Origin of the sequence: Aureitalea sp. L0-47 (assembly GCF_026126405.1) — a bacterium.
In the GTDB taxonomy this organism is placed as follows: Bacteria; Bacteroidota; Bacteroidia; order Flavobacteriales; family Flavobacteriaceae; genus Pukyongia.
On sequence record NZ_JAFMTQ010000006.1, the window covers coordinates 157077 to 167497 of the forward strand.

Consider the following 10421-nt stretch of genomic DNA (forward strand, 5'->3'; position numbering starts at 1 on the left):
AAAAAATATTGATATGTCACAAAAATTAGTCATAGATCCCGTAACCAGAGTGGAAGGACATGGGAAAGTTACCATACACCTGGATGACAACAATAATGTCAACGACGCTTTCTTTCATATTGTAGAATTCAGGGGGTTTGAAAGATTTATTCAGGGCCACCCTTACTGGGAAGCTCCTGTTTTGGTGCAGCGACTCTGTGGAATCTGCCCGGTGAGTCACCACCTTGCGGCAGCAAAGGCAATCGATCAGATCGTCGGATTAGATCCCGAGGACCTGTCGATACCCGCTCAGAAGATCCGCAAGTTATTGCACTTCGGGCAGGTATTCCAATCGCATGCCTTACACTTCTTCTACCTGGCATCTCCCGACCTATTGTTCGGTTACGATGCCGATCCCGTAAAACGAAATGTAGTGGCCGTAGCCATGGAGTATCCTGCGTTGGCCAAGAAAGGGATCCTGATGCGGAAATTTGGGCAAGAGATCATTAAGATGGTTGCTGGTAAACGTATCCACGGTATCTCAACCACACCCGGAGGAGTTCATAAAAAGATCACCGTTAAGGAAAGAAACAGATTCCTGGATGGAAAAGAATTGCCATCAATAGACACCATGATAGAGTGGTCTGTGGAAGTTCTGGAATTCATCAAAGAGTATCATAGTAAAAACAGTACATTCCTGGACAATTTCGCAAATTATCCATCCGGCCACCTTGGCTTGGTTAAAAAGGATAATGGGTTCCTTGAATTGTACGATGGAAATCTTCGGGCAACCGATTGGCAGGGGAACATAACCCTTGACGACATTCCAGACGTTGATTATGCCAAGCATTTCTACGAAGGTGTAGAAAAATGGTCATATCTGAAGTTCCCATACCTGAAGCATATTGGACGTGAAGATGGCTGGAATCGTGTTGGACCGTTGGCTCGAGTAAATATTTGCGATGGAATTGAAACTCCTTTAGCAGAAAAAGAAAGACTTGAATTCAAGGCTGCAGGCGGTGCTATCAACAATATGACAATGCATACCCACTGGGCCCGATTGATCGAGATCCTTTACTGTGCCGAAATGATGAAGAAACTGCTGGAGGATGACGATATCATTTCCAACGACCTTTTGCGTAAGGGAGAAAGACGAAAAGAGGGAGTAGGTATTATTGAAGCACCTCGTGGTACGTTAATCCACCATTATGAAGTGGACGACAAAGACCGGATCACTAGATGTAACCTTATCGTATCAACCACTCATAATAATGAGGCTATGAATCGAGCGGTTCGCTGGGTAGCGCAGAACGAGATCAGCGGACAACCGCAGGTTACGGAAGCCATGATGAACCAGATCGAAGTGGCCATTCGTGCTTACGACCCATGTTTGAGCTGTGCTACGCATGCCCTGGGTAAGATGCCATTGGATATTTCAATTATAGACGCTTACGGAAACAAGATCGATGAACGACTCAGGATGTAAAATACTGATACTGGGAATAGGCAATTCGGGCCGATCGGACGATGGTTTGGGTTGGGCCTTTCTGGATGCTATTGAAGGTGAGATCCCTGCAAACTACGATCTGGAGTATAGATACCAACTTCAGGTGGAGGATGCCGAGTTAATATCGCAATACAATCGTGTCTACTTTGTAGATGCCCATATCAATACTTTTGAAAACGGATTTCATTTAGAAGAGGGTAAACCTTTGCAGACCGATAGCTTTACAACCCACCAGCTGGATCCTGAAACGGTTCTATACCTGGCTGATACCATATACGATGCTCGGCCCGAATCGTTTATCCTGGGGATTTCAGGAGTAGATTTTGAATTGAAGATCGGAATGTCTGAAAAGGCGAGCAAGAATCTTTCGACAGCTTTGAAATTTTTCAGAAAAGAAATATTAGAACTAACAGTAAACCATTAAATTATGTGCGGCACTTGCGGATGCTCTTCAGAAGAAAACAAGGTGATGATCCTGGAACCCGGTACAGGAAAAAATCAGCATGAACATGAACACGATCATGGGCATCACCACCATCATCATCATGATCATGACCATCAAGATCACCACCACCACGATCACAATCACAGGGTACTTCAACTTGAGGAGAATATCCTTCAGCACAACGATTTGATGGCGGCTAAAAATCGTGGTTATTTTGAAGCCAAGGGGGTATTCGCACTTAATCTTGTTAGCTCTCCGGGCTCCGGAAAGACCGCTATACTGGAAAGAACATTAGCGGATCTCAAGGATGAAGTGCCATTTTATGTTATTGAAGGTGACCAGCAAACGCGAAATGATGCCAATAGAATTGCAGCATTGGATGTTCCGGTGCTTCAGATAAATACAGGAAAGGGCTGTCACCTGGAAAGTGAGATCGTCCTTGAAGCAGTGAAACAACTCTCAATTGAGAAAAATGGAATCCTGATGATCGAAAACGTGGGGAACCTGGTATGTCCATCCATGTTCGACCTGGGAGAAAGCAAGCGTGTGGTAATAATAAGTCCTACTGAAGGTGACGACAAGCCGTTGAAGTATCCCGACATGTTCCATACTTCGGATATCTGTATTATTAACAAAATCGATCTAATACCGTATCTTGACACAGATTTAGAAGTACTGAAGGAGAATGCGCTTAAAGTCAATCCGAAACTACAATTCTTTGAGTTATCCGCTACAAAAGGAACTGGAATGAAGGAATGGTATAATTGGCTTAAAGAAGAATTTAAATCAATCTAAAGTATGTGCCTGGCAATACCCGGAAAACTCGTAGAGATCGTTAATCCCGAAGCAATAGAATTCAGGACAGGAAAAGTTTCCTTTGACGGTGTGATGAAGGAAGTCAGTCTTGCGTTAGTGCCCGAGGCCAAATTAGACGACTACGTCCTTGTCCATGTTGGAGCTGCCATTAGCATCGTGGATGAAGAAGAAGCTAAGAAAACTTTTGAACTACTAAAGCAACTTGACGAGCTCGGGGAACTTGACCCTTCGTCTCCATAATCTTTTCAAACAAAATTTTCTACTATCATCACCTTCAGTGATGTGTCAGTATTTTTCCAGGATTTACAGGCTTTACGGTCTTATTTTCAATCACCATTTCACCGTTTACCCATAAAAACTCCACCCCTTCCGATAGTGAACGGGGTTCTGTGTAAGTAGCATTTACTTTCAGCGTTTCCGGGTTCAGTAACACGAGATCCGCATAATAATCTGTGGTTATCTGGCCTCTCCCCTCTAATTTAAAGAATTGCGCAGGGAGGTAAGTGATCTTATGGACGGCCTCTTCCCAGCTCAACGCCTTGAGTTCTTTCACATACCGTTGCAGGTATTCCGTAAAGGCACCATAGGACCTGGGGTGTGGCTCTCCAATCGTCGTGGGTGCATTGATGGGATAACTCCAGGAATCAGTGCACACCATTGCCTTTTCCCAGAGAATTGCAGCATCGATATCTTCCTGGTCAATACAATGGTATACGATCCACGCTTCGGTATTGTCCATCAAAATCCTGGCTACTGTTTCCGCTTCGGAAAGCCCTTGTTCTTTGGCGATCTGCCTAACATCCTTACCGGCAAAATCTTTGTTCTCTTTTGAAATGACAAGCATTTGCGAAAGGTCGTAATCCCTGGAAACGATCCAGTCTGCAATACTTTTAACCACCTCATCCTGTTGCAATTTCTCTTTGATTTCCTTTATTCCATCTTTCAGAATATATTTCGGGATAAAGGCTCTCATTTTAGTAGATATGGCAGTATAAGGATATACGTCGATTGCCACTTCATTCTCAGGGTTTTCTTCGTTGAATTTCTCGAGTTCCTTTAGAATCTTTGGAATTTTTCCCCAGTTTTGCTTCTCCGCTGCTTTCAAATGGCTCACCAGCGTCCGAATGTTCGCGCCTTTGCACACAGTCAATGCCTCTTCCACTGCTTCTTCCACTTTATCACGTTCGTCTCGTATATGCGAGGCATACACCCCGTCTTTTTCAGCAGCGATTTTGGCGAGCTCAACAATTTCCTTTGTTTCTGCAAAACAGCCGGGTGGATAGATCAATCCCGTTGAAAAACCAATACCCCCCTGCTCCAGGGCCTCCCTAAGAGAAGATTTCATAGCTTCCAACTCCTGATCTTTTAATACTTTCCAGTCTTCCAGGTTACCGCCGCGAAGTGTACTGTGTCCGATCAAGGTTGCAATATTAAACTGAAGATTGTCTTTGATCGCTTTAAAATATTCCTCCAGACTCGTCCAGTTGAATGGAAACCCAATTTCTCCTGATAAGCGCTCCATGGTAGGTTTGAGGTTCTCACCGATTGGTGCCGGAGATGTACCACAATTACCAAAAATTTCTGTAGTAATACCTTGATACAATTTGTGATCAGCCGCATTGGGGAAGAAGTAACCAAAGCCTGTAGATGCGTGCGGGTCTATAAATCCGGGCGAGAGTATTCGTCCGCCACCATCGATGGTTTCCTTAGCCTCTGGCAGTTCTGTGTCCGGATCAAACAGGACTATTTTATTCCCCAGAATACCAACAGGCTGAATCACAGCTTTTTGCTTCAAACCTGTGCATATCGTGGCGTTAATAATAAGGTAATCCAACATAGAATTTATATGCTTGTTTTATGGTAGTGAATATTCGTGACTTTGTAGTGTGTAATAATCGATCTTCTCCTGGAGGATATTGCTCTCTAATGATTTCCGCACATCGATCAAACCATTGTCCATTTCAATTGCGGGGCTGATAATATCTTCAACAAAATAGCGACTCGATGGACTGAGGTCATTGGCTTTGGCGTTTGCAAGATAGGCCGCCAATTCCAGGTTCTGTAATCGACCTACACCTGTCTCGAACATTCCTCCCATCCAGCAGGGTATATCGTGGTTCTTGCAGTAATTCAGGATCTCGATACTGCTAGTTATCCCCCCTACCCGGCCGATTTTTAAATTCAGCTCATCCAGTAGACCCAATTGGTGCAATTTTACCACATCGCCAATACTTTCCACTTCCTCATCAAAGCAAATCTTCAGCTTCGGATATCTGCGCCTGGCCTCCAGGAGCAAGTCGAAACGATCCGGAGGTGTGGGTTGTTCAACGTGTGTTTCAAAGTGAGTGTAATGTGATAGCTTTTCAAGATCACTGCCCCGAAAGCTTCCGTTAGCATCAAAACTCAATTGCACATTTCTTTCTGAAAGCAAAGGATAAACTGATTCGAAAACGCTAGAGTTCACGTAAGGTGAGATCTTAAATTTCAACCGCTTATATCCTTCGTCAATTGATTTATTTACAACATCCAGCATTTCTGCCTGGTCGTCGTAAATACCCAGGGAAATACCCACAGGCACTGAGGGCTTCATATCACTGTTTAAATAATCGGAGAGTCCCTTAGCTTTCGACTGTTGCTTTAAAACCTGGTACATAGCAGATTCTACAGCCGATTTCGTGAAGTTCCATCCGCGGATACCATTGAGAATATGGATTACATCCTTATAGCTTTGGGAGGGCTGCAGTCTGGGAATTATAAATTTCTGAATGAGGATCAGCGAAGCCTTGATGAATTCCGCAGAATAAAAAGGGTCCGGTCTGCACGAACACTCACCATATCCCACTCTACCCTCTTTGTCTATCCATTTTACGAGAATTGTCTTTTTCGACTTTCGTTCTCCAATCCCCGATTTGAAGGTACTTTTCTGAGGAAGATCTATGAGGTATAATTCAATACGCTTTAAGGTAATTATGCCTTCCATATTTACAGTTGTGCCTGGATTGTTATCATGCAAAACAGTTTATACGGTTACATTTACCAATTGTTCCATCTTTAAGACAATCTGCTCTTTGATCCTGGATATCTCTTCGGAAGGCTCCTGTCGTAAACAATAGTCCATATATAAATACGCGTAATGGATAAGTACTTCATCCGAAGGTATAACGCCGGGTTCAGTACGATTTATCGCTTCCGAAGGTAATTTAAAAAAGGCCCCGCCGCTGGTATAGGCGATGCGATCGAACGCAAGATCGAAATTCATGGCATCATCAGTAATACCATTGTCTTTCTGGTTTACTCCGTAAACATGTAATGTAAGATAGGGAGCGCCGGAGGTATTACCCATCTGGTGGATCAAAGCGTTGTTCACTTTAACCACTGAACCGGAAGGAATGATCTCTTTTTTCGAAAAACAAAGTGTATTGTCCTTAACGTGAAATATAAAATGATGTGTATTTCCAAAGACCTGTACAACTCCCCATTCGGTGTATCCGTGATTGTGAATGGAAGAATAATCTCCCGGATTCCAGGACATCACCATCACTTCGAACTGATCGGTCTCATGTACTAATCGCCTTCCATAACAATCTTCCACCGGGTGATTGAAATCGGCAAATGGCATTAGATCCTCCTCCGTAACATTTGCCTCAGCAACCAATTCCGCAGCTCTTTTCGGTGTTAGGCTATTGTGTTCGTTCAAATGCGATTGAATCTGTTGAATTAAATTTTTTAAAGATGAGTTCATCTTTTCCTTTTCCATATATGTTGTATTTGTAATCATTAAATTGTCAGTTTATAAGGTATTGCATTATCACTACGTCCACCCATCGGTCGTTCTTAAATCCTACTTCTTTCTGGGTTCCAACGATGGTATATCCCAATTCCATATTGTATTTGATACTTGCTTCGTTGTGGGCAAAAACTTTTGCTACAAGGTGGTGATAACCCAGATCCCGGCACTGATCGATGAGAAATCTTTTCATTTCACTACCATACCCTTTTCGCAATTCTTCGGTTGTGATGTATATCGCTGTTTCAGCCGTGAAACGATAGCCTCCTCTTTCACTGTATCTTTTGATAATACCCCAACCTATCACCTTTTCTTCTTTCTTCAGTGAGTATAGGCGCTCTCTGTCGTTGAAGTCTGCGACCCACTTGGCGATGTCTGCTGCCGACTTGTAATTCTCTTCCATGGTGGCATTACCATCGGAGATATATTCATTGTAAATCTCAGCAACAACTTGATAATCTCGGATCGTGCAAGGTTCTATGTCCAAATCCTGTTTTTTTGCGTGAAGCATCTGAAGTTTCCTATTTTACCTACGATCAGACCAGGTCCGAAACTATATTAGATGGATAAGTCCATACTTTTTACACTAGCCATCAGTAATGATAGTCGAGAAAAGACGTAGGGAGATAAAATAACAATTCTCTGAGGAATGTAAAACTATTTTTTGAAAATAATGTTTCCTTAATGTGATATCTTTTCAACCAGGAATATGACTAGCTAAAAACTACGTTAATCAATTAATTTACATATGTTTACAAAAAACAAAACCTCGTTTCCGAAGGAGAAACGAGGCATTGCTGCTTATACTATCAGGGTGTGTGCCTGACAAGCCCACTTTGGGCGCTTAGATATCCGGTTCGTGAGCTAACCGGATAAATTTATGGTACAATTTGAATGATATACAGATACAGTGGCATACCGAGGGTAATGTTAAATGGAAACGTTATCGCCAAAGCCATCGGCAGGTAAAGACCAGGATTTGCTTTCGGGACTGCTATTCGCATAGCAGCCGGCACAGCAATATAGGATGCACTAGCTGCCAGTATGGCAAACAATAAACGGTTGCCCTCACTACTGGTGAACGTTGACGAAACGACTGCCACAATGATACCGTTTACGAGTGGTATGATAATCGCAAAGATCAGGGCAAACCATCCTTTGTTCATAAAGGTGGACAGTTTTTTGCCACTGGTAATTCCCATATCGAGAAGAAATACGGCCAGGAAACCTTTAAAAATATCAGTGGTAAAGGGCTCTATTCCTTCGGCCTGTGCATCACTTGCTAAATATCCGATAACCAACGATCCAATAATTAAGAGTACACTCCCATTGGTCACAGCATGAGAACATACTTTTTTGTATGGGATGACAGTACCTTCCTTTTTACTGAATAATGCAATGAGCAACACTCCCACAATTATAGAAGGCGCCTCCATTAGGGCCATAACAGCTACCATATGCCCTCCAAATTCGATTTGCTCAATTTCAAGAAAGGAAATTGCAGTCACGAAGGTCACGGCACTTACCGATCCATAGGAGGCCGCAATAGCTCCCGAATTCCAAATAGTGAACTTTCTTTTCAGAATAAAGAACGTATATAAAGGAACGATCACCGCCAGGAATATCCCGAATAGTAGGGACCAAAGAATTTCAAGGTCCATCTCGCTGTGAGACAATTCCTGTCCGCCTTTAAACCCTATGGCAAACAAAAGATACAGTGAAATAAACTTCGACGAGTTCGCCGGGATTTCGAGGTCGCTCTTCAAACGTACCGCGAGTATTCCGAGGAAAAAGAAGAGCAGGGCCGGATTCGTTAGATTATCCGCCAGTAAATGTAGATCCATGTCAAAGAACGATTCCTGTTAAGGAAGTTTGGTGCCAATTATTATTCAGCGATCGATACGGTGAGTTGCCCTTCGATCTTAAGACGGACACCACTCTGTCGGTACTGGTTTATGAATGCCTTTGCATCTGCCAGTTCTTTCTGTAATTCACCGATACGTCCATCAGGGAATTCTGTGTTGGCGTTCTGATCACCTTCGCACCAGCTTAGTCGTTGGATCTTGTGAAAATTGATCTTTTCACGAATCAAAGAGGAAATAACATCCGCGGCTTCGGAAGGAGTAAATGTTCCCTCGACCAGGTTTACTTTTTGATCTTTAATTGTTACGGTTTCCATTTTATTTATTTTAAAAAGTTACAAATTCAATTTAAAAGTGAACCCATGACGGTACTTACACCGCCATGGGTTTCTTGACGTTATTTTTCTTTTTCAAACGTCTTTAGCAAAAACAAACAACTTATTATGAAACAACTTACTAGGAGTTCATTTAGGAATAATCCGTCGCTCATATACGACAAGGATAATATGAAAACAAAAAACAGTGGAAGTACAAGCTGAACCTTATCGATCCGAGAATACCTATTTCTAACCCTGTTTATGCGTCTGGATCTCGATTCCGGCTTGTACTTCGACTGCTTTTCGTATATTTTAGTCTGAATAAAACTCATCCTTTGTTTTTATTTCCATTGCAAAGTTGAAACTAATTTTTCATTTATTTTTATTTATATTTATAATGATATACATAACGTTTATTTATGAATTACACATTACATCAACTTCAGATATTTCACAAAATTGCTGAAAAACAAAGCATTACAAAGGCTTCAGAAGAACTCTATCTCACCCAGCCAGCTGTATCAATTCAACTAAAAAAATTCCAGGAACAGTTCTCAATTCCCCTTACCGAAGTAATCGGCAGGAAGCTTTTTTTAACAGATTTTGGTAAAGAGATCGCTGAAGCAGCAGAAAAAATACTCAATGAAGTTGAAGCCATTAATTATAAAACAATGTCCTTTAAGGGACAGGTCGCCGGGAGGCTTAAAATTGCAGTGGTTTCAACAGGAAAATATGTTATGCCATATTTTCTATCTGATTTCATGCACCAACACCAGGGCGTGGATCTTAGCATGGATGTAACGAACAAAACAAAGGTTGTGCAGGACCTGGAGCAAAATTCCGTGGACTTCGCAATGGTGTCGGTCGTTCCCGATCATTTGAAGAACAAAACCCAACGTATTGACCTAATGCAGAATAAACTATATCTCGTAGGGGGTACAAAGTTTAAGAGCGGTGGAAAATTAACTGCCAGTAAAATATTTAAGGAGAAACCTCTATTGTATCGCGAAGAAGGGTCTGCTACGCGTAACGCCATGGAAACTTATATGTCGAAATACAATTACCCGACCAATAAGAAGATTGAACTTACTTCCAACGAAGCTTTAAAACAGGCTCTCATCGCCGGATTGGGTTACTCGATCATGCCGCTCATCGGAATTAAGGATGCATTAATGAATGACGAACTTGAGATCATTCCGGCCCGGGGCCTTCCCATCGTGACCAATTGGCGCTTAATATGGCTGAATTCGAAACAACTATCACCTACCGCTCTCACCTATCTGGATTATATCCGCGAAGACAAAGACAGGATCATCACTGAAAATTTCAACTGGTTCGAGGAATACCTATAACCACTGAGTAAAATATAAATTGCTAAGTAAAACCAGCAACCTGCGGTTGCATCTCCCTTGTCATTCTGATACGTCACCCTTGTCATTCTGAACTTGATTCAGAATCCCAGGATTACTCACTCCCCTCGTGATCCTGAAGTGGGGTCGGTGCTCGAGAAAAACCAGCAACCAGAGGTTGCACTGCTTTTTTTATTCCCTTCACTTTGAAAAACAAGTTTTTCGCGTTCGGGAATAAAAAAACCAGTCATTCACATGACTGGTTTTTCTCGGTCGGGGTGGCAGGATTCGAACCTGCGACCTCCTGCTCCCAAAGCAGGCGCGATAACCGGGCTACGCTACACCCCGAGTAAACAGCT

General features: G+C 42.5%; 11 protein-coding genes and 1 tRNA gene. 5 read left to right on the plus strand and 7 right to left on the minus strand.

What is annotated here, in order from left to right:
* Nucleotides 1-13 precede the first annotated feature (13 nt).
* From J1N09_RS08350 to J1N09_RS08365, 4 genes are read left to right on the plus strand one after another with little or no spacing between them, the layout of a single operon-like run.
* Nucleotides 14-1465, plus strand: coding sequence for a Ni/Fe hydrogenase subunit alpha (locus tag J1N09_RS08350; RefSeq protein ID WP_265199666.1), 1452 nt, complete (start codon nucleotides 14-16; stop codon nucleotides 1463-1465).
* A complete protein-coding gene (locus J1N09_RS08355) occupies nucleotides 1446-1910 on the plus strand; it encodes a hydrogenase maturation protease (RefSeq protein ID WP_265199668.1) in 465 nt (154 codons plus the stop codon). Before J1N09_RS08350 ends, J1N09_RS08355 begins: the two co-directional genes overlap by 20 nt.
* Nucleotides 1911-1913: 3 nt before the next feature.
* Entirely contained in the window at nucleotides 1914-2726 is an 813-nt protein-coding gene (hypB, locus tag J1N09_RS08360; RefSeq protein ID WP_265199670.1) for a hydrogenase nickel incorporation protein HypB, read from the plus strand.
* A gap of 3 nt (nucleotides 2727-2729) precedes the next feature.
* Entirely contained in the window at nucleotides 2730-2987 is a 258-nt protein-coding gene (locus J1N09_RS08365; RefSeq protein WP_265199673.1) for a HypC/HybG/HupF family hydrogenase formation chaperone, read from the plus strand.
* Between the two features lie 34 nt (nucleotides 2988-3021).
* Here the strand turns inward: J1N09_RS08365 and J1N09_RS08370 are convergent, their stop codons facing one another.
* From J1N09_RS08370 to J1N09_RS08395, 6 genes are all read right to left on the minus strand, one after another.
* Complete coding sequence (locus tag J1N09_RS08370) at nucleotides 3022-4584, minus strand: N-acyl-D-amino-acid deacylase family protein (RefSeq protein ID WP_265199675.1); 1563 nt, start codon at nucleotides 4582-4584, stop codon at nucleotides 3022-3024.
* A gap of 18 nt (nucleotides 4585-4602) precedes the next feature.
* A complete protein-coding gene (gene menC / locus J1N09_RS08375) occupies nucleotides 4603-5727 on the minus strand; it encodes an o-succinylbenzoate synthase (RefSeq protein WP_265199677.1) in 1125 nt (374 codons plus the stop codon).
* 39 nt (nucleotides 5728-5766) lie between these two features.
* Nucleotides 5767-6504 (minus strand): cysteine dioxygenase, encoded by a 738-nt coding sequence (locus J1N09_RS08380; protein WP_265199678.1) that lies wholly within the window; start codon nucleotides 6502-6504, stop codon nucleotides 5767-5769.
* A 28-nt stretch (nucleotides 6505-6532) separates the two neighbouring features.
* Nucleotides 6533-7021: a GNAT family N-acetyltransferase gene (locus J1N09_RS08385; RefSeq protein WP_265199679.1), complete on the minus strand. Its 489-nt coding sequence runs from the start codon at nucleotides 7019-7021 to the stop codon at nucleotides 6533-6535.
* A 391-nt stretch (nucleotides 7022-7412) separates the two neighbouring features.
* A complete protein-coding gene (locus tag J1N09_RS08390) occupies nucleotides 7413-8378 on the minus strand; it encodes a sodium-dependent bicarbonate transport family permease (RefSeq protein ID WP_265199680.1) in 966 nt (321 codons plus the stop codon).
* A gap of 41 nt (nucleotides 8379-8419) precedes the next feature.
* The gene (locus J1N09_RS08395; RefSeq protein WP_265199681.1) at nucleotides 8420-8713 is read right to left on the minus strand and encodes a hypothetical protein; all 294 of its coding nucleotides are present in this window, start codon (nucleotides 8711-8713) and stop codon (nucleotides 8420-8422) included.
* 419 nt (nucleotides 8714-9132) lie between these two features.
* Between J1N09_RS08395 and J1N09_RS08400 the strand changes: the two genes are divergently transcribed.
* A complete protein-coding gene (locus J1N09_RS08400; RefSeq protein ID WP_265199682.1) occupies nucleotides 9133-10065 on the plus strand; it encodes a LysR substrate-binding domain-containing protein in 933 nt (310 codons plus the stop codon).
* A 270-nt stretch (nucleotides 10066-10335) separates the two neighbouring features.
* Here J1N09_RS08400 and J1N09_RS08405 read toward each other — a convergent pair.
* Nucleotides 10336-10410: transfer RNA gene (locus J1N09_RS08405), tRNA-Pro, on the minus strand.
* Between the last annotated feature and the right edge of the window lie 11 nt (nucleotides 10411-10421).

Bases quoted from the DNA above. Each gene is read 5' to 3' on its own strand.
- J1N09_RS08365 (WP_265199673.1), top strand. From the start codon at position 2,730: ATGTGCCTGGCAATACCCGGAAAACTCGTAGAGATCGTTAATCCCGAA.
- hypB (WP_265199670.1), top strand. From the start codon at position 1,914: ATGTGCGGCACTTGCGGATGCTCTTCAGAAGAAAACAAGGTGATGATC.
- J1N09_RS08350 (WP_265199666.1), top strand. From the start codon at position 14: ATGTCACAAAAATTAGTCATAGATCCCGTAACCAGAGTGGAAGGACAT.
- J1N09_RS08400 (WP_265199682.1), top strand. From the start codon at position 9,133: ATGAATTACACATTACATCAACTTCAGATATTTCACAAAATTGCTGAA.
- J1N09_RS08355 (WP_265199668.1), top strand. From the start codon at position 1,446: ATGAACGACTCAGGATGTAAAATACTGATACTGGGAATAGGCAATTCG.
- J1N09_RS08380 (WP_265199678.1), bottom strand. From the start codon at position 6,504: ATGGAAAAGGAAAAGATGAACTCATCTTTAAAAAATTTAATTCAACAG.
- J1N09_RS08390 (WP_265199680.1), bottom strand. From the start codon at position 8,378: ATGGATCTACATTTACTGGCGGATAATCTAACGAATCCGGCCCTGCTC.
- J1N09_RS08370 (WP_265199675.1), bottom strand. From the start codon at position 4,584: ATGTTGGATTACCTTATTATTAACGCCACGATATGCACAGGTTTGAAG.
- J1N09_RS08395 (WP_265199681.1), bottom strand. From the start codon at position 8,713: ATGGAAACCGTAACAATTAAAGATCAAAAAGTAAACCTGGTCGAGGGA.
- menC (WP_265199677.1), bottom strand. From the start codon at position 5,727: ATGGAAGGCATAATTACCTTAAAGCGTATTGAATTATACCTCATAGAT.